Annotated in this window: 22 protein-coding genes and 3 pseudogenes; 8 read left to right on the forward strand and 17 right to left on the reverse strand. The window is 69.5% G+C overall.

The features are described 5' to 3' along the window. Positions 1-52: 52 nt before the first annotated feature. Positions 53-448, forward strand: a pseudogene (locus tag WMF12_RS46900) (nitrilotriacetate monooxygenase); the annotation flags it as partial. Positions 449-639: 191 nt separating this feature from the next. On the opposite strand, the gene WMF12_RS46905 reads toward WMF12_RS46900, so the two are convergent. Further along, positions 640-1836 (reverse strand): FAD-dependent monooxygenase, encoded by a 1197-nt coding sequence (locus WMF12_RS46905; RefSeq protein WP_437856094.1) that lies wholly within the window; start codon positions 1834-1836, stop codon positions 640-642. A 195-nt stretch (positions 1837-2031) separates the two neighbouring features. On the opposite strand from WMF12_RS46905, the gene WMF12_RS46910 reads away from it, so the two are divergent. Beyond that, on the forward strand, positions 2032-2610 hold the full coding sequence (locus WMF12_RS46910) for a hypothetical protein (RefSeq protein WP_437856099.1): 579 nt from the start codon (positions 2032-2034) through the stop codon (positions 2608-2610). Positions 2611-2714: 104 nt separating this feature from the next. Here WMF12_RS46910 and WMF12_RS46915 read toward each other — a convergent pair whose 3' ends face one another. From WMF12_RS46915 to WMF12_RS46925, 3 genes are all read right to left on the reverse strand, one after another. Beyond that, complete coding sequence (locus WMF12_RS46915; protein WP_437856108.1) at positions 2715-4091, reverse strand: AAA family ATPase; 1377 nt, start codon at positions 4089-4091, stop codon at positions 2715-2717. Between the two features lie 357 nt (positions 4092-4448). Then, the gene (locus WMF12_RS46920; protein WP_437856116.1) at positions 4449-5375 is read right to left on the reverse strand and encodes a class I SAM-dependent methyltransferase; all 927 of its coding nucleotides are present in this window, start codon (positions 5373-5375) and stop codon (positions 4449-4451) included. A 326-nt stretch (positions 5376-5701) separates the two neighbouring features. Then, complete coding sequence (locus tag WMF12_RS46925) at positions 5702-7387, reverse strand: DEAD/DEAH box helicase (RefSeq protein ID WP_437856126.1); 1686 nt, start codon at positions 7385-7387, stop codon at positions 5702-5704. A 215-nt stretch (positions 7388-7602) separates the two neighbouring features. On the opposite strand from WMF12_RS46925, the gene WMF12_RS46930 reads away from it, so the two are divergent. Further along, a complete protein-coding gene (locus WMF12_RS46930) occupies positions 7603-9015 on the forward strand; it encodes a CotH kinase family protein (protein ID WP_437856131.1) in 1413 nt (470 codons plus the stop codon). Between the two features lie 62 nt (positions 9016-9077). Here the strand turns inward: WMF12_RS46930 and WMF12_RS46935 are convergent, their stop codons facing one another. From WMF12_RS46935 to WMF12_RS46965, 7 genes are all read right to left on the reverse strand, one after another. Then, positions 9078-10235 (reverse strand): hypothetical protein, encoded by a 1158-nt coding sequence (locus WMF12_RS46935; protein ID WP_437856136.1) that lies wholly within the window; start codon positions 10233-10235, stop codon positions 9078-9080. Between the two features lie 175 nt (positions 10236-10410). Beyond that, positions 10411-11334, reverse strand: coding sequence for a nucleoside hydrolase (locus tag WMF12_RS46940; RefSeq protein ID WP_437856142.1), 924 nt, complete (start codon positions 11332-11334; stop codon positions 10411-10413). 508 nt (positions 11335-11842) lie between these two features. Next, entirely contained in the window at positions 11843-12205 is a 363-nt protein-coding gene (locus tag WMF12_RS46945) for a hypothetical protein (RefSeq protein ID WP_437856146.1), read from the reverse strand. 6 nt (positions 12206-12211) lie between these two features. Then, complete coding sequence (locus WMF12_RS46950; protein WP_437856153.1) at positions 12212-12985, reverse strand: hypothetical protein; 774 nt, start codon at positions 12983-12985, stop codon at positions 12212-12214. 434 nt (positions 12986-13419) lie between these two features. After that, a complete protein-coding gene (locus WMF12_RS46955) occupies positions 13420-13548 on the reverse strand; it encodes a hypothetical protein (RefSeq protein WP_437856159.1) in 129 nt (42 codons plus the stop codon). Positions 13549-13810: 262 nt separating this feature from the next. Further along, positions 13811-14389 (reverse strand): hypothetical protein, encoded by a 579-nt coding sequence (locus WMF12_RS46960; protein ID WP_437856165.1) that lies wholly within the window; start codon positions 14387-14389, stop codon positions 13811-13813. 33 nt (positions 14390-14422) lie between these two features. Next, positions 14423-15271 (reverse strand): SDR family oxidoreductase, encoded by an 849-nt coding sequence (locus WMF12_RS46965; RefSeq protein WP_437856173.1) that lies wholly within the window; start codon positions 15269-15271, stop codon positions 14423-14425. A 248-nt stretch (positions 15272-15519) separates the two neighbouring features. Between WMF12_RS46965 and WMF12_RS46970 the strand changes: the two genes are divergently transcribed. Both WMF12_RS46970 and WMF12_RS46975 read left to right on the forward strand, forming a co-directional pair. Further along, on the forward strand, positions 15520-16032 hold the full coding sequence (locus WMF12_RS46970; RefSeq protein ID WP_437856178.1) for a hypothetical protein: 513 nt from the start codon (positions 15520-15522) through the stop codon (positions 16030-16032). A 101-nt stretch (positions 16033-16133) separates the two neighbouring features. Then, positions 16134-16688: pseudogene (locus WMF12_RS46975) on the forward strand (metallophosphoesterase family protein); the annotation flags it as partial. Here the strand turns inward: WMF12_RS46975 and WMF12_RS46980 are convergent. Together WMF12_RS46980 and WMF12_RS46985 are read right to left on the reverse strand one after the other, a co-directional pair. Further along, on the reverse strand, positions 16599-16976 hold the full coding sequence (locus WMF12_RS46980) for a hypothetical protein (RefSeq protein WP_437873981.1): 378 nt from the start codon (positions 16974-16976) through the stop codon (positions 16599-16601). The pseudogene WMF12_RS46975 and the gene WMF12_RS46980 overlap by 90 nt on opposite strands. A 34-nt stretch (positions 16977-17010) precedes the next feature. Then, entirely contained in the window at positions 17011-18123 is a 1113-nt protein-coding gene (locus WMF12_RS46985; protein WP_437856183.1) for a hypothetical protein, read from the reverse strand. A gap of 352 nt (positions 18124-18475) precedes the next feature. On the opposite strand from WMF12_RS46985, the gene WMF12_RS46990 reads away from it, so the two are divergent. After that, a complete protein-coding gene (locus WMF12_RS46990) occupies positions 18476-19672 on the forward strand; it encodes a glycosyltransferase (RefSeq protein WP_437856196.1) in 1197 nt (398 codons plus the stop codon). Between the two features lie 422 nt (positions 19673-20094). Here the strand turns inward: WMF12_RS46990 and WMF12_RS46995 are convergent. From WMF12_RS46995 to WMF12_RS47005, 3 genes and pseudogenes are all read right to left on the reverse strand, one after another. Continuing rightward, positions 20095-21177: pseudogene (locus WMF12_RS46995) on the reverse strand (DUF4215 domain-containing protein); the annotation flags it as partial. Positions 21178-21372: 195 nt separating this feature from the next. Next, positions 21373-21768, reverse strand: coding sequence for a type II toxin-antitoxin system death-on-curing family toxin (locus WMF12_RS47000; RefSeq protein ID WP_437743225.1), 396 nt, complete (start codon positions 21766-21768; stop codon positions 21373-21375). A gap of 2 nt (positions 21769-21770) precedes the next feature. Beyond that, on the reverse strand, positions 21771-21965 hold the full coding sequence (locus tag WMF12_RS47005) for a DNA-binding protein (RefSeq protein WP_437743226.1): 195 nt from the start codon (positions 21963-21965) through the stop codon (positions 21771-21773). A 587-nt stretch (positions 21966-22552) separates the two neighbouring features. On the opposite strand from WMF12_RS47005, the gene WMF12_RS47010 reads away from it, so the two are divergent. Beyond that, positions 22553-22858: a hypothetical protein gene (locus WMF12_RS47010; protein WP_437856202.1), complete on the forward strand. Its 306-nt coding sequence runs from the start codon at positions 22553-22555 to the stop codon at positions 22856-22858. A gap of 171 nt (positions 22859-23029) precedes the next feature. Here WMF12_RS47010 and WMF12_RS47015 read toward each other — a convergent pair whose 3' ends face one another. Then, on the reverse strand, positions 23030-23464 hold the full coding sequence (locus tag WMF12_RS47015; protein ID WP_437856206.1) for a fosfomycin resistance glutathione transferase: 435 nt from the start codon (positions 23462-23464) through the stop codon (positions 23030-23032). A 180-nt stretch (positions 23465-23644) separates the two neighbouring features. On the opposite strand from WMF12_RS47015, the gene WMF12_RS47020 reads away from it, so the two are divergent. Continuing rightward, on the forward strand, positions 23645-24853 hold the full coding sequence (locus tag WMF12_RS47020; RefSeq protein ID WP_437856217.1) for a winged helix-turn-helix domain-containing protein: 1209 nt from the start codon (positions 23645-23647) through the stop codon (positions 24851-24853). The last annotated feature ends 164 nt before the right edge of the window (positions 24854-25017 follow it).

Below are 25017 nucleotides of genomic sequence, written 5' to 3' on the forward strand. Positions count from 1 at the left end.
GGCGGGGAGTGAGATTTCATGAAACTCCGTAGCGCCTCCGTCTGAGGAGGGGTACCCTGTCGACGGACCGATACCGGAGCTCCCCGCCAGCAACGGCGGCAAGAGCCGTCTGGCTCTGCTCCTGGATCTCGCCCGGCGCGAGGACCTCACCATCCGGCAGCTCTACCTCCGGATCGCCGGGGCACGCGGCCACAAGCAGCTCGTGGGCACCCCGGAAACGATCGCCGACCTGATGGAAGAGTGGCTGTTGAACGACGCCGCCGACGGCTTCAACGTGATGCCGCCCCACCTGCCCGGCGGGCTCACCGACTTCATCACCCTGGTGGTCCCCGAGCTGCGCCGCCGCGGCCTCTTCCGCACCGAGTACGAGGGCCGCACGCTGCGCGAGAACCTGGGGCTGCCGCGCCCCGAGAACCGATTCGCCCGGCGCGCAGCCGGCGCGGCCTGAGCGAGCGCCGGCCGCTCGCTGGACCGGAACCTCACCGCAGAGGTCGCATCTCTTTTCTTATCACACCGCAGGAGCCGGTGACGGTCTACTACGGCCCAGGCTCCTCCGTCGTCTGGGACGTCGGTCACCTCGACAGGACGGCGCTCGCTCCGTGAGTCGCGGCGAGATCGGCTGCCAGGGTCATGCGGCTGTCAGCCTCCATTCGAGTAATCGGGGAGCTCGATCTTGTCGGCCGCGGAGGAGCCGAACCACCCCTCGCGGCGCTGCAACAGGGGAGTGGAAGCGAGCCAGAGGACCCGGTGGAGGAGCGAAACGCCGAGCCTCGACTTCGGGTGCGCGATCCAGGGGACGCCTGGCGGGAGCTTCTGGGCCAGGTCGACATAGGGGCGCATGAGCTTGTCATAGGCCACGAAGGCGTCTCGGTGGTCGGCGTGCCGCGACAGCTCTCCCGCGAGCACGTAAGCGCCGACGAGAGAGAGGCTCGCGCCCATCCCGCTGACCGGCGACGGGCAGTACGCAGCGTCACCCACGAGCGCGGCGCGACCGTTTGACCAGCGTGGCGCAATGACCTGGCTGACCGCGTCGAAATAGACGTCCTCGGAGTCTGCCAGCGCCGCGAGCACCCGCGGCGACTCCCAGCCGGCGCCGGCATAGACGCGCGCGATGACCGCCTTCTGCTCGGCGACGCTCAACGCCTCATAGCCGCGCGGGGGCGACAGGAACCAGAGCGACGCCCGGGTGGTACCCGTATTGTCTGGACGCAGGAGTATCGAGCGCCCGCCGGGGGCGTGATACCAGCGAGCCCAGGCGCTGTCGGATGCTCGGCGGGGAATCGTGAAGTAGCTGGCATACAGGTCGAGCGGGCGAATCCTGGGCTCATCGCCGACGATGAGCGTGCGGGTTCGCGAGCGGATGCCGTCGGCAGCGACCACGAGGTCGAACTCGCGCGCGGCGCCATGATCGAAGGAGACCGTCACCCCGTCGCCGTGGTCCCGGAGGCCCGTGATCTGGTCGCCAAAAACATACTCCGTCGTGTCTCGGGTGCGGTCGTAGAGGATCCTGGCGAGGTCACCGCGGAGGATCTCGAGCTCCTTGGTGAACCCACCGGTGTCCGAGGTCTCCGCGGGGAACTCGGCCCTGGTCACGTCGTGTTCGTCGACGAAGCGGAGTCCCTGCTCTCCCGTCGTGGCGGCTCGGATGTCACCTTCGATCCCCATGCGGCGCACGACCTCCCGCGCCGCGCCCTGGACATCGATGTTCTGCCCGCCGAGCCGGAGCGCGTCGGCGCGCTCCACGACGACGGGTCGGAATCCGTAGCGCGCAAGCCAGAAGGCGAGCGCGGGACCGGCGATGCTCGCACCCGAGATCAGGACCGTCCGATGTTCCACCGGTGGAGTGTCACCGGGCGGGGGCAGGAGTCAACCCCGTCCGGTCCGGCCGGATCCTCACCGCGGCTGGATCATCGCCGGGCTGTCGCGTCGCGGTCCGCTCGGCGGGGCTCGAGCCCTCGGGTATCCTCGGGGCGTCGTGCGGGCGCCGGCCTGGCGGTGCGTTCGGCCGCCGCTTCGTCTATCCTGGTCGCCATGATCAAGCGCAGCGGGAGCAGCCGAGTCGCGCCGGCGGACGACGTGTTCGCCGCGAGGAAGCGCAAGCCGGTACCGCACGAGTTCGTGCTCGACGCGCTCGCCCCGCTCGGGCCCGAGACGCGGCCGATGTTCGGCTGCCTGGCGGTCTATGTGGAGGACAAGATCGTCCTCATCCTGCGCGACAAGCCCGCGCCCGCGCAGGACAACGGCGTCTGGCTCGCCACGACGGAGGAGCACCACGCGGCCCTGCGCCCTGAGTTTCCGAGCATGCGAAGCATCGAGGTGCTCGGGAGCGGGGTGACGGGCTGGCAGGTGCTCCCGGCGGAGGCGCCCGATTTCGAGGAAGCCGCGCTGCGGGCCTGCGCGCTCATCGAGGCGGGCGATCCGCGCATCGGGAAGGTGCCGGGAGAGCGGCGGAAGCGGGGCGAGGCGCCGGCGAAGAGGGCGGCGGCGAAGAAGGCACCGGCGAAGAAGGCGGTGAAGAAGGCGCCGGCGAAGAAGGCACCGGCGAAGAAGGCGGTGAAGAAGGCGCCGGCGAAGAAGGCGGGGAAGGCGACCGCGAAGAGGGGATCTTGAGCGTCCGCGGCCCGAGTTCCTTCGCCAGGTAGCTGTCGATCATCATCGCGCATCATCGCGAGCCGCGAGCGGCCGTGCCCATGGCGATGGCTGGGCGATCACCTTTATTCGATCATCTTCTGTGCCGCGAGCAGGCTCTTCGTGAGGCCGCCTCCGCACAGCACGAGCTCCCGGATCGCGTCGTCGAGGTGCCGATCGTCCACCACGATCTCCTGCCCCTCTTCGGCGGCGAAGACCGCCGCCTTGCGAAGCAGCTCGCGGATGAAGGCGCCGCTCGCCCCCTCGGTGCGCGCAATCCACCGGGGCAGATCGACCCCCTTGAGCGTCAGCCCGCGTCCGTAGAGCTCGAACATCCTGCGGCGGCCTTCGCCATCCGGCAGCGGCACCTCGATGGCGAGATCGACGCGGCCGGGTCGAGATGCAAGCGCAGGCTCCAGGATATCCGGACGGTTCGTGGTCAGGAGGAACAGGACGTCAGCGTCTTCCCCGAGGCCACCCATCTCGTTCAGGAGCTCGAAGAGCACCCCATTGCACGACTGGTCCGGCCGCGTGCGATCTTCCGCGACGAGATCCACGTCCTCGAGCACCACGGTGGCGGGTTGGAGGAAGCGCGCCATGGCGCACGATTGCCGGATGAGGCCCTGGGAACGGCCCGTCAGCAAGATGACCGTCCGCCCCTCCATGCGGCTCGCAAGATACATGGCTGTGAGCGTCTTCCCGGTTCCCGGAGGCCCGTGCAGCAGAACGCCGCGCTTCAGGTGCCGGCCCGCGGAGAGGAGGGAGCGCGCGTGCTCTGAAATGCGAATCGTACAGCGCTCGATGCGCTGGAGCAGGTCTCCCGGCAGGATGAGGTCCCCCTCTCCGACCTGTCGCAATGGACGGAAGCTCACCCCGATGGTGCTGCGGTCCACCTGGTCGAGCGACACCACCTTGCCGCGGTAGACGTTGCGTTCGAGCATCGTCCGGCGGAGCATTGCGAGGAAGCGCTCTCCCGCTTCGCGCTCCGGCGCCATGACGCTCACCGTGAGGCCGCCGTCCCATGGTCTTTCGCTGCCGCTGACGAGCACGGCGAGGCGTTCGGGGGTGTGTACGAGGAGAAGGCCGCATCGCAGGCATGAGACCTTCTGGCCTGCATCGAGATCGACGGTCTTGTATTCGACGGGGCCGAGGGTGGGACCTCCCTCGAACAGGCCCGACTCCGTCGCGGTGGCGAGCTGCCCGAGCCGGATGCTGTCGTAGGAGTTGCGTCCAGTGAGCCCGAGGAGCGCGTGCGATCGTCCCCCCTCTCCCAGCATCGCGTCGAGCGCGACCTGGACGTTCGGACGGTCGTACTCCGGAAAGCTCGCCTCCACGATGGGAAGCGCTGCGGGGTCCAGCGCGAAGTGATCGCGAAGCTTCTTTCTTATGACGGATTCGTCCTTGCTGACGCGCTCGTGGGCGAGCTCGATGAGCTTCCGGAGGACGTTCATGCCGAATGACATGACCGCATTCTACGTCATGCCGTCGGGCGTTGAAAGGCCGAGGCGGGAGCGGGGCGAGGCGCCGGTGAAGCGGGCGGCGGCGAGGAAGGCGCCGGCGACGAGGGCCGGGAACGCGACGGCGAAGGGCAAATTTTCGCGTTGCGATGAAGGTCCTGGTCAGCGCTCCTCGCGGGGCGCGGTGACCCTCGCCCACACCGCGAGGATCAAAGCCTGTTCCATGCTGCTCGGCGGGGGATAGCCCCTCGGCGGCTCGACCGGCGGACATAATCACGCATGGACTTGGTGATGATCCGTGCGCGAATGCGACGGGCATCCGTCATGAACCGCTCGCAGCTCTCCCGTACTTGCCCGCCTCTTTCACCGAGAACAGGTCGCCCTGGCGCCGCGAGGGGGATGCTTGCGGAAGGCGAGCTCGACGTAGGGCATGAAGGCCTCGATGGGCGCGTCCAGCCAGCGGCACAGGGTAGCCTCGCATAACGAATACGCCGCAAAGACGAGCTGATAAGCGCCAGCACGCGGGCCCGTGATGCCTCGCGTGCCCAGGCGCCGGCGCCAGCGGGCAAGCGCGTGGTCGTCGCGGCCGGCAGGTGGGAGGAGCGAGGCGCCCAGTGGGGCGAGGGCGCGTTGAACCTCCCAGTAGGTGACACCGCGATTGTCGCCGAGCCGCGCGGCGCGGTCCGGCGCGAGGTTGGACCACCAGCGGCTGGTGTGGGGGCCGCAGGGAAAGACGCCATTGCCGGAGCCCGAGACGATGAGGATGCCGCCAGGCTTCACCACGCGGTACATCTCGGTGAGCAACGTACGCCGCAGACGGCGATCGGGTACGTATTGCAGGACGGAGTTGCAGACGCACATGTCGATGCTGTCGTCCGGGAAGGGGAGGTGGGAGGTGTCCGGTACATAACGGAAGCGAACTCGGTCGGCCATGCCATGGGCACGCCTGCGCCAGTTGCTGGCCTCGCAATTGAGCCGGTTCGGCTCGACGCCCGTGACGGCGGCGGCGCCGGCCTCGATCATCGCTATCGACAGTCCGCCCGTGCCGGAGCCGAACTCGAGTATCGATTTGCCTACGATACCGCAGCGCTCGACCAGAAAAGGAACGATATTGGTCCGGTGGTGATTCACGAGGTCCGTCAGGTACGCAGCGTCTGCGGGGCTAGGCGGCGGGACGCCGCTGCTGTCGGCCTGCGCCGCGTCCGAGACGCCGGCGCCCTGGCGAACCAGCTCACAAAAGGTCTGCCATGCCTGATGGTTCAGGCTCCCTTGCTCAGCTTGGAGATGCATCTCGTTCGACCTGTCCCTCGAGCACTATGTTCCGTACTGGCGCGGTGACACGGCGTACGCCATCGGCGTAAACCTCGCCGGTCTCCCGATCCCGAGAGGTCATGATCGCCTGGAAAGCCTGTCTGCGCCAGTACGAAGGTTCCTCACGTTGTAGAGCGAGGGAGAGCACCGTGCGAGACGAACTTGTTGTTCAGGGTCGTCCCGGAAGGGTGAGCGGATCACAGTGCCTTGTAAGCCAATCGGTGTATTCAGCCGGGTCGTAGGCTGGCGCTACATCGAGTGGGCCGTGCTCATCACTGCAGGCCGCGAGCCGCCGGGTGAGCGACTCATCGCTCCTCGCGCGGCGCGGTGACCCTCGCCCACACCGCGAGGATCATCGCCTGTTCCATGGTGCTCGGCGGGGGATAACCCCTCGGGGGCTCGGCCGGCAGGGGCACAGGGGCCTTTGCCCTGCGCCATGCCGCGTCGTGGCGCGCCGAAGCCCCGGCCGCGGGGCCGCGGCGCGCGACCTCGTAATCGACCGCGGCCACCGCCTCTTCGAGGGTGGAGAAGCGCTCGACCAGCTTGCCATCCAGCAGGACGTGCCACCGCTTTCCCCGACCGCCGCGGGCGAGGACGACGACCTCGCTGATCGCGCCGGGCTTCCTCTCGTAATGGAGCGCGAGGCCGAAGCGGCCGAGAGAGGCCCACGCATTGCGCGAGATGGCCATCACCTCGGGGTCGACGCGGAGGCTCAGCGGATCGAAGTGCGCGGCGCGCTCCTGGATCTCGCGCAGCGTGATGCGGCCCGCCTCGACCTCGAACCCGGGGTAGTCGAAGGTCACCTGCCGAAAGAAGCGGCTCGCCTCCGAAGCGTCCCTGCCCTCGAGATCGAGGTCGCGGGGCATGCCGAAGAGCGAGGGCAGCGTGCACAGCTGGAGCGAGGAGAGGTCGACGAAATCGAGGATGAGGCAATCCTTCTTGCCTGGATGGAGGCGCGTGCCGCGCCCGACGCACTGGGCATAAAGCCCATCCGAGCGGGTGGGGCGGGCCATCGCGATGCAAGAGACGCCAGGGTCGTCGAAGCCCTCGGTGAGGACAGCGACGTTGGTGAGGACCTGGACGCGCTCTTCCCGGAAATCGGCGAGGATCCGGCCGCGGAGGTCGGAGGGCATGTCGCCGTGGACATAGGCGGATCGGACGCCGAGGTGGTTGAGCGCCTTCGAGAGGTTCCTGGCGTGCGCGACCGTGACGCAGAAGGCGATGGTGCGGCGGTCGCGGGCGAGCTCTTGAATGGATCGGGCGACGAGCGCGTTGCGCTCCTCCAGGTCCACGGCCTCCTCGAGCTCCTCCGTGGCGAAGTCGAGCCCGCCGGCGTCGAGGGGGGAGAGGTCGGTGGCGGTGGCGACGCGGTAGCCGGTGAGGGGGGCGAGGTAGCCGTCCGCGATCATCTCGGTGAGGGAGCGGCTGTAGACGATCGCCTCGAAGACATCGTCGAGCCCTTTGCCGTCGCCGCGGGCCGTCGTGGCGGTGAACCCGAGCAGGGTGCCTGTCCACGCGGGGTCGAAGGCGCCGAGCTGGCGGAGGACGCGGCGGTTGTCGTCGGCGGGGGCGTGGTGGCATTCGTCGTAGATCACGAGGCCGATATCGCGGCCGCCGGTGACCTGCTCGAGCCGCTTCTCGTGGAGGGAGCGTATGGAACAGACGATGACGCGCGCGTCCGCCGGGGCGCGGAGCTCGCCCTGCTCGACGGCGACCATGGCCTGTCCGGCGAGGGCGCGCTCGATCTTGTCCTTGGCCTGGAAGAGGAGCTCTTCGCGGTGGGCGAGGACGAGGACCTGCCGCCTGGCGAGGCGGGCGAGATGGGAGAAGATGACCGTCTTGCCAGCGCCGGTGGGGAGGCACACGACCATGCGCCGGACGCCGCGCCTGCGGGCCGCGAGGACGGCGTCGACGGCGGCGCGCTGGTAAGGGCGAAGGGCGGGCGCGCCGGGGCTCATCGGTGCTGAGGCGGTGGTGGTGGTGGTCGTCATGAGCGCTCGCGCGGGCGTCGCGCACCATAGCCCGGAACCCCTGTCCGTGCTCTTCGGCGATCGGCAGCTCCCGCACGCCATGCAACGAGGGAACCTCCTCTCGACGCGGCGCCCCCGAGGAGCTCCGCGGCCGGGCCGATTGGAATTGACATCGACCATGTGAGCGAACACATTTCACGAACGGTTTCCTTTGTCTTCGCCCTGGATGTGTCGTCATGCGCATCGAGACCTTCGTCGGCTGTGTGTCGACAGCACTGCTAGCCTCGGCCCTGTGCGGCCTTGTCGTCGCTTGCTCCGAGCCCGCGGGACCCGGAGCGGCCGGAGCGGGAGAGGGGAGCAGCGGAGCCGGCGCTGGCGCCAGCGACAGCGGGACGACGGGCGGCAGCGGGGGCCAGGCGGGCTCGAGCGGAGGGGCCGGCGTCGGGACGGGCCAGACGGGGTCGGGTGGGCACGGGTCGGGCGGAGCAGGCGGCGGTCCTGATCTCAGCGCCGAGATCTACGACCGCACCAACCTGCCGCGCTTCGACATCGAATTACCCCCGGAGTCGGTTCAAGCCCTGCAGCAGGTGTCGGGCCCGGACGATCCGCTCCAGGACGAGTACGTCTCGGCCACGCTGCGCTACGGGGCGGTCACCGTTTCGAACATCGGGCTGCGCATCAAGGGCGAAGGCAGCTTCCGCGGCCTCGACGAGAAGGCGCCGTTCAAGCTCAAGTTCGACGAGTTCGTGAACGACCAGACCTTCCTCGGCCTCGAGCGCATGACGCTCAACAACATGGTCGAAGATCCGTCTTTCCTCGCGGAGCGCCTGGCGTACGACCTCTTCCGGCACGCCGGCTTGCCCGCCCCGCGCTGCAACAGCGCGCTCGTGGTTGTCAACGGTGAGTTCTACGGCGTGTATGCGAACGTCGAAGCCGAGGACACGACCTTTCTCTCGCGCTGGTTCGCGAGCAACGACGGAAACCTGTACGAGGAAGGGCAGGTCGACTTCGTGCCGGGCGCCGAAGCGGAGTTCGATCTCGAGACCAACGAGACCGCGAACGACCGCACGGACCTCGCTGCGCTGATCGCCGCCGTGGACACGGCGAAGCGCGCGACGTTCCTCGAGGACATCGGCGGCTCGCTCGACACCGATCACTTCCTGCGCTTCACCGCGGCCGAGGCCGCGGTGAACCAGTGGGACATGTACGCCTACACGGTCTTTTATCCGAACAATTTTCGTATCTACAACGACCCCGCCTCCGGGAAGTTCGTCTTCTTGCCGTGGGGGATGGACCTCTCGATGAAGCCCTTCCGCGACTCGGGCAAGCCCCACATCGCCCTGTTCGAGCTCGCGCGCCAGGGGGACCTCGCGAACGGCGCGATCTCGACGGGGCTCATCTTCCGGCGCTGCCTGGAGAGCCCAAGCTGCGTGACCGCCTATCGCGGCGCGGTGGAGAGCATCATCGAGGCGTACGAGAGCGCCGACCTCGAAGGGCTCGCCAACAGCTACTACGAGCAGATCAGCGAGCAGGTCGCCGCCGACCCGCGCAAGGAATACTCCCAGAGAGAGTTCGAGCGGGGCTTCCAGAGCTTGCTCGACACCATCCGCGAGCGCCCGGACGCGCTGCGCGCGGATCTGGCCAGGTAACGCCGCCGGATCGGGTGGCTTCGCGCCGCGCCGGGCCGATTGCGACGGCGCGGTTGGTCCGTTCAGCGGCGGTCGCGACGCCGCCGCGCGCGGCTCGCGAGGGACAGCGCGAGCCCGATCGCGGGCAGCGCCCAGCCGGACGAGGCGCCGCTGCCCGCGCTGACCGAGCAGCCGCCGCTGTCGTGTTCGGCATCCGGGTTTTCCGGAGAGGTACCGCCACCGCCCGCCCCGGAGCCCCCCGAGCCGCCGGCGCCCGTACCGGAGTCCTCGCAGGAGCTCACGTCATCGTCGGCGCAGAGGCTGGGGCTCACCTCGCAGTACGCAGCCCTCGCGCTGCACCAGGCCTCCTCGAAGCCCCCGGGCGGAGAAGAGCAAGCCGCGATGGCCGCGGCGATCTCCGTCGCGTCGGCCGGGAAGACGGCCGTCTCGCCCGCGTCGCCGTGCGGAACGCAGGCGCGCTCTTTCTCGACGGTCGTGCCGTCGATGAGGCTCCTGTACGTGAGCTGGTAGCAGTACTCCGTGGCCGCGACGTCGTACGTCTGGCTCGGGGACTCATTCCAGACCGTTTTCTTGCCGAGCTCCTCCCCGTCCGGGCTCGAGAAGGTGACGACTTGCACGTACTGGCTCTCGCCGGCGTCGACTCCCCCGCTCACAGTGAGGAAGACGGTGACGTAACGCTCCATTTCCTCCGCCACGCAGCGCTCTTCCGGACCGCAGGTCCCCGGGAGCTGATCGACGGTGCAGCAGCTCATCTTGCCGTGCCAGCGCTCTTGCACGATGACGTGGCTCTGGACAGGGATGGCGCCCACGTCCATGTCGACAGCGGTGCTGGCGTAGATCTCCGAGATGCCGGCGCTGAGGTCCTGACCCTCGATCTCGACCTGGTAGGTGTGGCCGTCGACGAGCGGGGCCGTGGGGCGAAAGGCGAGCACGCTCTCGCGCTCGGCGACGGCGACGTCGGCGACCTCCTCCTGGGTGCCGCTGATGGCCTCGCCCGTGTCCTTGTCCTTCACCAGAAGCACGGGGGCGCTCTCCGGACAGTTGGAGTAGCAGCTGGCCCGGGCCACGATGACCCCGTCGATCGGCACGACGCCAAACACCCCGGACAAATAGCGCCCGTCCGGCACAGGCGTGCAGGCAGAGCTCGGACGGGAGATACCGAGAGCGGCCAGGCCTCCCATGACGGCGAGAGTCAACGCGGTGAAACGAGAATAAGGCATCGAAGTTCCTCCTCGAGCGACCCGACGCGGTCAGCTCCGCGCGGGCATTTGCAGGGACCGCGCCGGTATGCAGACGCCGTGCCGACCGCGACTCGCCCGAGCACCGCGAGGTCCTTGTGGGTCCCAGCGCGTGTCGCGCATGACCGTGGTGTCAACCTGTGCCGGCCGCCCTGTGTCACCTCGACCATTGGGAGAAGAGATATCCGTAGAATTGCTCGAGATCCACATGGTCGAGCGCCTGCACCGGGCGACCGCCGGGCGCGACCCTGGTGCGCCCTTGCGAGGGGCCCGCGGTGACGATCTCCGTCTCCCAGGCGCGGAGGGTGAACATCTCCGGCTTGCCGAGGTACGAGGTCGTCAGCACGTCCCACGCGAAGTAATCCTGGTGGCCGGCGAGCGCGTAGCAGGTGCCCGCGAGGTCGGAGAGGGGGTAGCGGCGCTGGCGGGACAGGCGGCGGAGGAACGCCTGGGTGATGGGGACGAGGTTCGTGATGTCCAGCGGACAGAGGGTGATAGGGATGGCGGTCTTCCAGATGCGGTCGGCGGCGATCGGGTCCCAGTAGACGTTCCACTCGGCGGAGCCGTCCTGTCCGCTCTCGAAGGCCGTCTGCACGTTCCCCTGCACGTTGAGCGCGCCGCCCATCCAGACGATCTCGCGGATGTTCCTCTCGATGCGAGGATCGATGTCGAGCGCCGCGGCGACGGTGGTGAGCGGCCCGGTCACGAGGAGCGTCACGGGCTCGGGGACGGCGCGCAGGGCGCTCGCCATGAAGGCTTGCCCGGTCTCGTGGACACGCCGGGTGAGGATCTCCTCGCGCTCGTTCAGGACGGGAATCTTGTCGATGCAGAAGGCGTCGCGCCGGAAGATGGGCGGAAAGGGGTTGAGCCCGCGGACGGTGCTCTCGGCGACGGGCACGTCGTGGCGGCCCACCAGATCGAGGATCTTGCGCGTGGCGCTGACGGCGGGCTCGATGTAGCAGTCGGCAGGGGTGACGACGACGCCGAGGACATCGACGTGGTCCATCGTCAGCAGGAGGAGCATCGCGAGGTAGTCATCGACGCCGCCGTCGTGATCCAGGAGAACGCGCGTTCGTGTCATGAGGAGCTCCTTGCGAGCGCGGAGGGGTGGTGCCGCGCGCCAGGGATCCCGCCGGGGATCTAGCTCGCGGTGAGAAGGAGAATCTCAACGCAAAGGCGCAAAGACGCAAGGGCGCAAGAAGGCATGAAAGTGGTTCTCCGCTGCCGAGGAAGGTCCTGCGTCCCCACGATGGCCGGGTTTCACGACGGCCTGGTGCGCCCCGACCGCTGTACGCTCGGAGCGACGTCGCGGTCGGACAGCTACCTGAACGAGCGCGCGGCGCCGAGATCCGGCGGCGCACGACAGCGCCCGCGCGCGGGTGACGATGTGGCGCGCTGGGCCGCCGATGCCCGCGCCATGCTCGACGACGCCGACGGCTCGATCGCTGCGGCGGCCCTCCGCGCCCGGGATGCCGCGAAGGTGAGGACGCTGGCCGAGTTCCTGCCGCGCCTCCGTGACGCGCTCGTCCGGCAGGATCGCGCCGCGGGCTTCGACGCGCTGACCGAGCTCACGCGGCACGCCGATCCGTTCATGCGCCAGGACGCCGCGCGGCCCGGATGGCGATCGAGGCGATCGATCGCCGCGCCAGGGCATAGCGATCGCGGCGCGGCCTCAGGGCACGTGCTGTGCGGATCGGCGAGGGCCATGGCCGATCCACCGCGTGCGCCGCGATGGAGGTCTCCGCGGGCTCACTCCGGCGGATGTTGCTCCGGAAGCTCACGAAAAACATGCCGCTCGAGATCACGCGGTCGGCTCCGCGACGATCGGCGAGACGTCGGCCATCACCGCCACCGGCAGGAACCGCGGCGGCTCCGTCAACGTCGGCGGCGAGGTTGCGAAAGCCTGTTAGCCTCTCTAAGCTCAGCGTTGATTTCGGTGGTCGATGCAGCATGCGCGGCTACTTGGCAAACCCGTTCTTGTAGCGGACTTGCCAGGAATCCTGCGCGATGACAATGCTGGACAAGACCTGATCTACATCCCGCCAGAACTCGGTTGCTCCCTTGGAGTCGGTGTACTCGGCGCATATAATTTGCAATTGAACGTCCGGGACCAGGCGAACCCAGTATAATTTGATTCGCATCTTTCTCGCGCCCGTCGGTGTTTCATAGTCGAAGAGCTTTCCGGTCATTCCAGATATGCTGACGTCGCCAACTTGAACGGCTGAGATCTTTTCAAGAACATCTAATTGGTTCTTGACCTGGGAAGCAGGGTCGTTGATGTAGTTGGGTTGTACAGGGCGGAGCCTGAAGTTCATTCCAACGGCGCCCTTGGTGTCTTCGTATCGCTGAACGAGGTTGAACTCGCCTCCCGCGAGACGTGCAGGGCTGTCCTCCATCGTCCAGGACACTGGAGCAAACAGAGAGAGCCCATAGTTGGGGTAGCTCAGTCGTTTGAAATTAGGGTTCTCGGAGAATTGTAGCGTGATATTCTTCGCGCTTAGCTCCGCCTCGGCCTTCGCGGCATCGGTGCTCTTGGATCCCTGGAGATACCCCAGTACCGCCGTTAGACAGGCTGGTAAAGCACCGATTGCGGCGATCAGGACAGTGCTCTTCCCACGGGATTTCGACGCGGGTTGAGATGTCGGCTGCTCCCGCGGTTTGGACTCGGCCTCGGCCGCGGCTTCGACCAGACGATCCTTCTTCTGAGCCTTCACGGTCTTGCGTGCCACCATGCGCGTCACCTCGTGACAAAAGGATCCACAAACCCTCTGCGACCTGCATCGCCGACGCAGTGCTCAGCTGTTAAATGTTGCTGTTCATGCAGCTGTACATCTGCCTAGCGGCGCCGCGCTACGGTCCGAATGATTCATACCCTGCTCGGCCACAAGGATGTGCCGACGTACCCGCGTCATCGACCGCGGCCCCCTCGGCGGCATCCGCCCGCCCGACAGCCGACCGCCGCCCCGACGTGGAGCGTCTTGAACTCCGACCCAGCGCGTCGTCCCGCTCCACTCATTGCGGAAAGATAGCGTACCCTGCGGCTACCCCGCCTTGTCAAGGTGACCGGGGCGGGCGCGTGCCGGCTAGACAGCGGACGACGGCGTGAGCGGGCCTCCGACTCCCTGCCCCTCCGAGCCGAAACGTGGAAGATCTCGGTCGTTCTTCTTCAGGGCGTTGGCCGCCGGGCGATCTCCACGCGCATCTTCATCGCGCGATCGTCGACCTGCATCCGCTGCTCGAACGGGCTCCGGTGGGCCTCCTGCGCGCCAAGGTACTCCTGCTCGGCCTGCGCCACGAGCAGCGCCTCGGGGTGACGTCCGGCAGGTTGAGCGCTCGGGGCTGATGACGATCCGGAGCGGTTGGCGAAGACGCGGGGCAAGCGTGTGCCCGAGGGGACACTCGGAACGCCTTGCGAGGGGCTTGACACGGTGGAAAAGTCCTCGGGTTTCCTGCCCCTCCAGATGATGCGAGCGCCGGCATCGTGCGAATCTCGTCGAGATGTCGACGTCATGTCGGCTGGCATAAGGTGGTTTGTAGATGGTCGCGCGCCGCGCGGCTCAACCCGGGTGCTGCTGCAGGCGGTGCAGGTGGTGCTCCTCGCCGTTCAAGGTCAGCACCGCCATGAACCCGTCACGCGCGAGCTGCTTCTCGATCCTGAACTCGTGTGTTCCCTGGGGGACGGAGGTGTCGACGATGCGCGCGACCTCCGGCTCCAGGGCGCCGCCGGGGTAGCTGTAGATGTCGAGGCGCAGCGTGCAGGCGCGCTCGATCGTCGCGCGCGCGACGAAGGTGTCATTGGCCTCCGTCACCGAGAAGGCGCTCCCGAGCTCGCCCTCGACGGAAGATCTCCTGAGCGCCCAGGCGATCTGCTGGCTGGCGATCGGGGCGTACACGTCCAGCACCATCACGTCCTTGTTCTGCTCCTTGAAGCGCGCGTGGAGGCGCGCCCGGGTGGCGGCGTCCACGCCGCCGCCGAGCGTGATGAGGTCGAAGTCGCCGGCGTGGAACTCCGTGTCCGGCGACGCGCTCAACGTGCCGACAGCCGAGTGCCCCTGCTTGTTCAGCGCTGCCACGCTCCGCTCGAGGATATCGGCCCTCTTGCCGATGACGAGGATCCTGATCGCTCTCGATGCCATGCGCTCTCCTCCTTGGCGATCTGCCGCCGCGCCCTACTGGAACGCTTTCACGTGGCGTTCCAGCCATTCGTCGAACGTCCGCGCCCTGCGCCCGAGGAGCTGCTCGACGGCGGACGACGGCTCCTCTCCCTTCCCGGACCTGATCAACGCGAACGCCTCGAGCAAGGCGCGGATGAAGCCCTCGGGGAGCCTCGCCTTCACCATCGCCTCGCGGGCGGCGTCCTCGCTCACGTCGACGTACCTGAGCGGCCTGCCGATCGCGGCGCCGATCTTCGCCACCTGCTCCGCTGCGCTCAGCGCCTCCGGCCCGGTGAGCTCGTACTCCTTGCCTTCGTGCCCCGACGAGGTCAGCGCCTTCACCGCGACCGCCGCGATGTCGCGCTCGTCGATGGGTCTCGTCCTGGCGTCGCCCAGGGGCTGGAACACCGCGCCCTGCGCCTTGATGGACGCGGCCCACCGGAGCGTGTTCGAGGCGAACCCTCCCGGCCGGAGCATCGTCCAGGCGACGCCCGACGCCTTGACCCTCGCCTCGGCCTCGCTGTGCCAGCGGGCGATCTGGACGTCGGGCGCGCGGGCGACGCTCGACGACGAGAGCAGCACGATGTGCTTCACGCCCGCCCTCTTCGCCGCGTCGGCCGCGTTGCCGGCGAGGTTCGGCAGGTCGCCGCCCGCGCAGACCAGGAACGCCCTGTCCGCGCCCGCGAACGCGGCGTCGAGCGTCTCGGGCTTCGAGAGATCGCCCTTCACGACGGCGATGTCGCCGCCGAGCGCTCCCAGCCTCGCCGGATCGCGCACGAGCGCGCGGACCGGCTGGCCCGCCTCGACGAGCTGCTCGAGCACCGCACCGCCCACATTCCCTGTCGCTCCGGTCACCAGGATCATCTGCCGCTCCCTTTCATCGCGTTCACCTTCCATGGCGCACCGCGCTCGCCTCGTCGGCGGGCCGCGTCCGAAGAGCAGCGTGCAACGGAGCCTCCTGTATGTCGGATCTCACGCCAATGCGTTGGAATAACTCTGCTCGTTTGTCGCCTGCCCACCGTGCGCTTCCGAGCGGGAAGTGCTCTGTCGGCCGAGATCAATCGCCCGGCATGCTTGCCGCGATCACCTCCGTTTGTCGTATCGTGGGCGTCGTGCGGCCTAGCCCACCCGCCTCGCCCTCCCGTCTTCGCGAGTACCTGGCCATCCTCGCTGGCGCGCTGGCCGCGGGCGCCTGTGGCGCGCTCTTCGATCAGGTCACCGCCACGATCTCTCCCGAGTATTTCCTCGACGGAAAGGGCCTCGCCGCGTCGAGCTTGCCGTTCCGGCTCGCGGTCGCCTGGACGGGGTTCCGGGGAGGTCTGCCGCTCGGCGCCCTCGTCACGGGCGTGGGCCTCCTCCGCGCCGCGCGCAGCGACCGGTTCTCGTGGCGCGCCTGGCTGGTCAGGATGATGGCGGCGCTCGCCGCCGCGTTCGCGCTCTGCCCGGCCGTCATGGCGGCGCTCGACCCGTTCGGCGTGCGCGAGGCGAGCCTCGGTGTGTGGTCCCGCGGCGCCGCCACGAGATACCTTGTCTGCTGGGGGATCCATGCCGGCGCGTACCTCGGCGTCCTCGTCGGCGTCTTTCTGGAGGGCCGACCCGCCCTCCGCCGAGCGCCAGGGCCGTGAGCAGGCGGGTCCTCCCGGCCGCGCTGCTCGCCGCCGCGAGCGCGCTGCTCGCCGCGTGCGCGCCGCTCCCCGCGCCGCGCCGCTTCGCGGGGAGCCTCGATGTGCCGCTTCCGACCACGAGCGGCCGCATCGCCGTCATCGCCGATCTGCAGCGCACCTCGTACCTGGAGTTCTGGCGCGAGTCGAATGATCCCGAGCGCGCTGCGCTGGTGCAGGCGCTCGCCGCCGCTCGCCCCGACGCCGTGTTCGTGATCGGCGACCTGGTGTTCGACGGCGGCTCGGCGCGGCACTGGGCCGATCTCGACGCCCTGATGGCGCCGGTGCGCGACGCCGGGATCCCGGTGTTCGCGGCGTTCGGCAACCATGAGTACTGGGGCGGCCGCGACGGTGCGCGCCACCTCTTCGCGCGCTTCCCGCACCTCGGCGGGCGCCGCTGGTACGAGGTCGCCTATGGCCCCATCCGCGTCGTGGTCCTCGACAGCAACATCGACGAGCTCACCCCCGCGGAGTGGGACGCCCAGATCCGCTGGTACGAGGGCGCGCTCCGCCGCCTCGACGCCGATCCTTCAGCGCGCGCGGCGCTGGTGCTCGCGCACCATCCGCCCTACACGAACAGCACGGTGACGGGCGACGAGCCGCACGTGCAGCGCCACATCGTCCCGCCCCTCCTCCGCTCCCGGAAGGCGCTGGCGCTGATCAGCGGCCACGTGCACAACCACGAGCGCTTCCAGCGCGGCGGAAAGCTCTTCATCGTGGCTGGCGGCGGCGGCGGCCCACGGGCCGCGCTCGCCCAGGGCGCGACCCGCCGTCACCCCGACGATCTCGCTCGCGGCGCGGCGCTCCGCCCGTTTCATTTTCTGCTGATCGCGCCCGCCCCGGAGGGCCTCGCCGTCGAGGTCCACGGGCTCCCCAAGGGCGGCAGAGAGGCCGCCGCCCTCGACCATTTCGTGATTCCCTGGCCGGCGCGCTGCGGCCGCGCTACGCGGCCACGCCGAGGGTGCCGATCTCCTCGAACTCGCGGATCATCCGATCGAGCCCGCCCTCGTCGACGCGGAGGCCGAGCGCCGCCGCGGCGTGGACGAGGAGCTTCCGCTCCCGCAGCGACGCGACCTTGTCCACGGCCGCCGCGATCTCGAGCGCGCGCAGCAGCGGGGCGCGCGCGCCCTCCGGCACGTCGCGGAGGCGCTCGATCCAGGTGATGTCGTCGGCGAGGCGCTCGTTCAGGCCAGCGCGCGCCGGGGCCGGCAGCCGCCGCAGCACGGCCGCGAGCAGCGCGGACTCCTCCGGCGTGAGGCGGCCGTCGGCGGTGAAGATGAACCAGAGCCCGTCGAACAGCCGATCGAGGTGCGGGCGCAGCGTCTCGTCGCAGAGCGCCTCGTCGAGCGCGCACCGGTAACGCAGGTATCGACGCGCGGTATCCCCGAGGCGCCGGGTGACTACCCAGCTCGTGATCGACGACGAGGCGACCGAGAGCACGGGCACCAGGTTGCGCGCCACGCTCTCGCCGGCGAGCCGCGCCGCGAGCTGCTTCGCCACATCCGAGCCGCGCCTGCGCGCCGAGCGCACGAGCACGCCCGCTGGATCGTCTGTGTCCTGGGGGTGCTCCATGACGCCGAACGCGAGGGCGAGCAGCGCCCACACGTCGGCCGGCTCGTCCGGATCGAACCGTAGCCCGAAGAGATCCGCGAGCTCGCAGAGCATCTGCACGTGCAGGAGCAGCCGGAGCACCGTCTCACCACCGATCGCGAGCATGGCCGCAGGGATCGCCACGAGCCCGCCGAGCCCGTTGGTCTCGGCCGTGGCCACGGCCGCGCCGGTCGAGAGCGCCCCGGTGGCGCCGCCCGCGAGCGCCGAGCGGATGCAGGCGCGCCGGATGACCGCGCGCGCGTCGGTCGGCTCCGTCACGCCGGTCGACGCCGCGATGATCGCGGGGCAAGGCCGCCGGTTGTAGCGGCGCACCGCGCGGGACAAGAGCTCCTCGAGCCATGCATCGACAGGGCGCCCGCGCACGCCTGCTTCGCTCGTCGCCTCGCTCAGCGGGAGCGCCGCGGCCCCCGCTGCGTCACCAGGATGCGCAGCCTCGTCGCCCATGGATCAGGGCGGTTCAAGATGCATTCCGCGCCCCGCGGGCGCCGAGGCCGAGCCCGTTCGCAGCCCTGCCGAGATCGGCCATCGCCTTGGTCGGGCCGATAAGGATTCACCTGCTCCCTCACCGAGCAGGAGAGCACCTTCCGCTCACACGGCTCGACGAGCCAACTCAGCTCCAGGAGGCCCCGGCCGTCTGGGCCTGAACGGATGATCCGTGGTATGGGCGTCCTCGCCCTGCCTCCCGTCTCAGCATGTATACCGGAACTCAGGCGTTGATACGATGAAAAAACGCGTCTGCGGTGCCATCGTCGCCTCCGTCATCCACGCGGCCCGCGTGGTGGAAGGGAGAGAGACGATGCGAGTATTGCTGACGGGAGTGGGGACTCGCGGTGACGTGCAACCCGTGGTGGCCTTGGCCGTCGAGATGCGGCGTCGGGGGCACGATGTGAGGCTGTGCGTTCCGCCGAACTTCATCGACTGGGTGGGCGGCCTGGGCTTCACGGCGACCCCGATAGGCATCGCGATGCGGCAACCGAGCGGGGCCGCCGCGCCGGCCGCCCCGCCGACGCCGGAGCAGGTCCGCGCGTTGGTGGAGCACCTCGCGAGAGACCAGTTCGACGCGACCGCGTCGGCCGCCGAGGGATGCGACGTGATCGTGGCCGGCGGAGCGCACCAGTACGCCGCGCGGTCCATCGGGGAACGGCTGGGCGTCCCGTCCGTGGTCGCCGTGTACGCGCCGGTGGTCCTGCCGTCGCCGGACCATGCGCCCGGCGGTGAGCCCGGGGGCGACCCGGAATCGAACCTCCGACGCTGGCAGGACGAATCGCGGAGCTGGAACGAGCGCCTCCTCGAGCGACTCAACGCCAATCGAGAGCGCCTTGGCCTGGGTCCGCTGAGCGATGTCCTCAGCCACATCCTGGGCAAGGCGCCGTGGCTCGCGACGGACTCGGTCCTTGGGCCGCTGCCGGCGACGCCCGGCCTGCAGGTCACGCAGACGGGAGCCTGGCTCCTTGCCGACCAGGCGCCGCTCGTACCCGAGCTGGAAGCGTTCCTCGCCGCCGGCGAGCCGCCCGTCTACATCGGCTTCGGCAGCATGCCTGTCGACCAGCAGACCGGCCGCATGGTCATCGAGGCCGTGCGGGCTGCGGGACGCCGGGTCGTGCTGTCGCAGGGGTGGGCCGAGCTCGGTCTCGTCGACGACGCTCCCGACGGTATCGCGATCGGCGACGTCAACCAGCAGGCGCTGTTCCCGAGGGTCGCCGCGGTGGTGCACCACGGCGGGGCGGGTACGACAACGACGGCGGCGCGCGCGGGCGTCCCGCAGGTGATCGTCCCGATGTTCGCCGATCAGCCCTACTGGGCCTCGCGCGTCCGGGCGCTCGGGCTCGGGACGTCCGTGGCCCATGGAGCGCTGAGCGCGGAGTCCCTTCTGGCCGCGCTGGAGGGCGCCCTCGACCACGGGGTCGCTGCCCGCGCGGCCGCGAGCGCGGGCGCCGTGGCGGTGAATGGAACGGCCGTCGCCGCCGACCTCATCGAGCGGGCTTCCATGTGAAGCTCGGGTGATGGCCGCGTTCGTCCGGCCGTGTCAGCAGGTCGACCCGGCGTGATGCTCAGCTCGAACGAGCCGGCAGAGACATTGTTGTAGCTGTCGACGAAGATGTCGAGCGGAGTCCCCGCGGCCACATCGAGCGTGACCGACTCGGGGTCTCCGGCGTAGCCGGCGTCCAGGCAGTTGATCTCGGTCGCGCTCTCGCCGCAGTCCGTCCGCACGTGGAGAACGAGATCGGCGGATCCGGTCGGCGTCACGGTGATCGTCGCGCTGCCGTCCGCCTCGGGGGAATAGCGGTACACGAGCTCCGGGCCGTCGCCCGCGCATGTCGCCGTGAAGCCGCGCGTGCCCTCGGACGTGTCGCCCGTCACCGCCGCGGCCGTCACCGGCGCCGCGCCCGCGCACGCCGCCTCCGGGTCGAGCACACACGCGCTTGAGCACGTGTCGCCGTCCGCGGCATTGCCGTCGTCGCACTCCTCCGTGCCCACCCTCACCCCATCGCCGCAGGCCTGCTCCGCGAAGGTCACCTCGAGCGCATACTCCGGGTCCCTTTCACCGGTGTCATCGATGAAGAGGAAGCGCGTCTCCCCGGCCTCGACAAGGAGCTCGACCGCAAGCTCATCCGGGCCGAGCGCGACCGAGCAGCCGAGCAGCGTCGACGAGTCGTCGCAGCCCGTCCGGACGTACCAGTCGTAGCCGCCGCCCGCGGCGGACCTCGGGGCGAAGACGACCGCCCCCTTGGCCGGCGCCACGAACCGGAAGACCTTCTCCTTCACACCCACGCCGACCGCATAGGTGCCGTTGGAGGCAGAGCAGATCGTGGCGAACACGTTCGTGCCGTCCTTGGTGCTGCCCGTGAACGCGCCGCCCGCCGACACGTCGATCGCCCCCGCGCACGCCGCGGCAATGCCGTCCACGCACACGTCGTGCTTGGAACAGTCGAGCTCCTCGCAGTCCTGCAGGACGTCCCCGTCGTCGTCCTCGTCGTTGTCGCACGCCTCGTCGAGGGAGCAGCGCTGCGTCTCGCTGTTGCAGGCGACCTGGCACTGATCGTCGCTGTCGCAGCCGCCCACGCACGCCGCCGTCGCGCCGTTAGGGCCCACCGCGCGGCAGCTCCGCCCCGCGCCCGGACAGTCGGCCGCCTCTTCACAGGATCTGAAGCAGAGCGAGAAGTTGCCGCCAGTCGCTACACAGATCGAGCCAGACTTGCACGGGGCGAGCGGCTCCGCGCAGAGCGCCGTACAGTAACCCCCCGCCCAGCCCAGGTCCGCCTCGATCAAGCAGAGTCCCCCGCTGCAATCCTCGTCGGCGGTGCACGGCTCGCCGTCCGCTCTCCCCGCCTCCGGGGCGCCGCCTTCGCCGCCTTCGCCGCCTTCACCCGCCGCGCCGCCTTCACCCTCTGCGCCGGACGCCGCTCCCAGCGGCGACAGCTTTTCATCGTCATCGCCGCACGCGGCGAGCGCCAGCCACATGGTTGTCACCGCGGACAGGGAAGTGCCAGGTCGCATGTCCTGTTCTCCTCTTCCGGGGAGCGTAACGCCCTCGCTGCGCGGTGTACGACAGAACGTGCCCCAGGACCGCAATGGCAGAAATGGGGAAATTGTTGTATTGGGGGCGAAATTTTCCAGGGGCGCGACGACGGAATTCCCGAGGGGCGCCGCGGCGCGCGAGGGCGTCTGATAACCGGCGTGCGTAAACTCCTGCTAGACGGAGGGCTCCCGTCGACGGACATGCTGTTCGAGCCAAGCGAGGAGCTCGTGTCGTGAGAGCGCGCCGGAAGCAAGCGAGAGCATGATGCGCTCTTGAACATCGACGTGGGCATCAAGGGAGTAGCCGTTCAGCATCAGGAAGACTTCCATCGCCGCATGACCGACACGCTTGTTACCGTCGATGAATGGGTGGCCTTGCACGAGCGAGAAGCAGAGAGTTGCTGCCTTGGCGATCACGGTAGGATAGAGCTCTTCACCTCCGAAGGTCGCCTTCGGCTGGGCCACAGCAGCCTCGACGGCGCGGAGGTCGCGAACGCCTGCGGCGCCACCGCTCGCCGCAAGAACCCGCTCGTGGAGGAAGAAGACCTCCGCCAAGGTCAAGTAGCGCACGCTCACGCGAGCCGCCTGTACAGCTCTGCGTTCTTCACGAGGACAGCCTCGGCTGCAGCGCGAAACTCGTCGTCCGGCGTCGTCAGCAGATCCGCCACGGCGGCCCGCGCCAGCTCTTCCGGCTGCAAGCCGAGGCTCTTTGCGCGTTCCTGGAGGCGGTCGGCTTGCGCGGGCGACAGGTCGATGGCGAGCTTCATGGGGCGCAGTGTACCTCGGGCGACCCTGGCTCGTCACCCAGCATACGGGTGGCCGGCGAGCGATGAATCCCGGCGGAGAAAGGCGGTTCCATCCGTCCCGAGAGCGCAGCGGCCGATGGGGGGGTTGAGGCTGGAGAGAGGAAGATTCCGGAGCGCTCGGGAGTAACGGTGTGCCATGCGGAGCCGTTTCGCGCCGGGTCGCCAGAGACGCTCCAGCGCCATGCGATGGCCGGGGTCGCCCCAACCCGGGTCGGGTTGCTGCGCTTCGTCAGCATGCGACGCGGCGGATCGGGCAGCTCCGCGCCGAGGTGGTTTTGTCGGCGACACGCCGCCCCAGCGCGAAAGAGAGCACGAACGACGGGAGGATGAGCTTTCGTGAAACCACGCGCCGGCCGCCGCGTAGAGGTGGCATCTCCGCGCCGCCAACGCCGAACGCAGCACCGTACGGGTCGCTCGCAGGCGTACCGCTCGCCGCTGCGGCGCGGGGAGACGCCTGGCTGTGGACGCTTCTGCCCGCAGCGGGCTGTGTTTGGCCGGCGCCCCTGGCGCCTTCACGTGGGCCACGAGGCCCGAAGGAGACAATGACCATGAAGACGATCCGATTCGCGCTCTGCTCTCTCCCCCTCATGCTCGCCGCCTTCGCTGTCCCCGCGATCTCGGCGGCCGAGACCGACCCGACCTCTGCCACGAGCGCCGTGCAGCTCGAGTCCACGGCCGTGGACGCGCTGGCGGAGCTCGGCGGCGCTGCGGACGATGCGAGTGGTGACGTGACCGACGCCGACGACGCCTCTCTGATGAGCACCGCCGCGCGCTCCGATCGTCCCAATGCCCCCGGCGTGAAGCTGTGCTGCGGAACGGCGGGGGACTACGGGGTCATCTGCTGGCGCTGCTGAGCGGGCGCCGGACGTCGGCGCGAGCTCCCGGCCACGGCACGCTGGCGCGCGATCGACCCGATCTCGCGCCAGCGTCCAGCGCCCGGCCAAGGCCGTGCGTCGAATCTCGACGTCGAGGTGCGCAGCGCCGACGCTTTGACGCGCACGGAGCCGCCGCGCAGCTGCGCACCTTCACAGCGCCGGCGTCTCGCTCTCGCCGTCGTCGAAGAACTCCATCCCTTCGTAGGGCTTGTCGCGGCAGGACGCGAGGCGCGTCCGGAGGTCGCCGACGTGGATCTCGAGCTTGTGTCCGTCCGGGTCTTCGAAATAGAGCGACGCCCCTTCGGAGCGGTTCTCTTTCCAGATCCGGGCGCCGCTCAGGCGAATGGCCTCCTCCAGGGAGGCGAAGCCCTGTGCGTCGACCGAGAACGCGAGGTGTGAGTCGTCGACCTGCCGCGCGGCGCGCGCGTCCAGCTCCAGACAGAGCCAGAGCGTCCCCAGCTCGAGATATGCGCCCCTGGCCCACTGTGCTCGCCGCTTGCCGCCGAGCACCTGGACGTAGAAATGCGCGGCGCGGTCGACGTCTCGAACCGCGAGGGTCACGTGGTTGACGCCGCCGATCGCCATGGCTCCGGCAGCGTAGTCGATAATGGGCTCGTGCGGGTGTGCCGGCAGAACGTCGAGGGTGACCAGCGCGGCTCGTCGGCGACGATCGGCGTGAGCTCCAGCGGGGTGGGGCTGGCCATGATCTGTTGCCAAGTGAGCACGGCCAGCTAGGGTGCGGGCCCCAATGGACGGAAGGCGCGGATGAAGGACACCCTGTCGGCGGCGGAGGCCCGGCGCATCGCGCTGGCGGCGCAGGGCTTCCGGGCGGAGCGACCCGGACCGGCGACGACGAAGCAGCAGCTCACCCGGCTGATCGAGCGGCTGGGCGTGGTGCAGATCGACAGCGTCAACGTCGTCTCGCGCACCCATTACCTGCCGGCCTTCTCGCGGCTGGGGGCCTATCCGCGGCCGATGCTGGAGGAGCTCGCGTGGGCGAGGAAGCGGCCGCTGTTCGAGTACTGGGCGCACGAGGCCTCGCTGCTGCCGCTCACCACCCAGCCGCTGCTGCGCTGGCGGATGGCCGACGCGCACGACGGGGTGGGCGTCTGGAAGGGTGTGGCGCGCTTCCTGCGCGAGCACCGGCAGGTGGTGAACCGGGCGCTGGAACAGATCCGCGAGCGCGGGCCGCTGGCCGCCTCCGAGCTCGAGATTGGCAAGAAGGGGCCCGGCGGCTGGTGGGGCTGGAGCGACGCCAAGCGGGCGGCCGAGTGCCTGTTCTGGATCGGCGAGCTGACGACCGCCACCCGGCGGGGGACCTTCGAGAGGGTGTATGGCCTGCCGGAGAGCGTGCTGCCCAGCGCGGTGATCGAGGCGCCGACGCCCGCGCGCGAGGACGCCCAGCGCGCGCTGATCCGCATCGCCGCCCGGGCCCTGGGCGTGGCGACCGAGCGGGACCTGCGGGACCATTTCCGCATGGGGGTCGCCGAGACGAAGGCGCGGGTCACCGAGCTCGCCGAGGCCGGTGAGCTGATCCCCGTGGGCGTGAAGGGCTGGCGGGAGCCGGCCTTCCTCGATCCCGCCGCCCGGCGGCCGCGGCGGATCGAGGCCTGCGCCCTCCTCTCGCCCTTCGACAACCTGATCTGGTTCCGCGAGCGCACCGAGCGGATGTTCGGCGTGCGGGTGCGGCTCGAGATCTACACCCCCGCGGCGAAGCGGACCCACGGCTACTACGTGCTGCCGTTCCTCGAGGGCGACGCGATCACCGCGCGGGTGGACCTGAAGGCCGATCGCAAGGCGGGCGTGCTGATCGTGCAGGCAAGCCACGCCGAGCCGTTGGCGGGCGCGCAGACACCGGAGCGGCTGGCGGGCGAGCTGCGGACCATGGCCGCGTGGCTGGGGCTGGAGCGCGTGCGGGTGGAGCCGAGGGGCGACCTGGCGGAGCGGCTGGCAGGGGCGCTGTCGGGCAGATAGCCACGAACAACACGCTGCGTGTGCCCCGGCGCCCAGAGGGCGAGCTTCACACATCTCTCTAGGTGGGTCGGGTCGCCGCCGGAGATCGCTTCAAGGCTCGCGGAGGATCGCGCAACCCCGAGCGCCGCTCTCGTCGAGCCCGTGCCCTGGGTTCGGGGCGCACG

The sequence above is a fragment of the Sorangium sp. So ce363 genome, from assembly GCF_051520435.1.
GTDB lineage: Bacteria > Myxococcota_A > Polyangia > Polyangiales > Polyangiaceae > Sorangium > Sorangium cellulosum_B.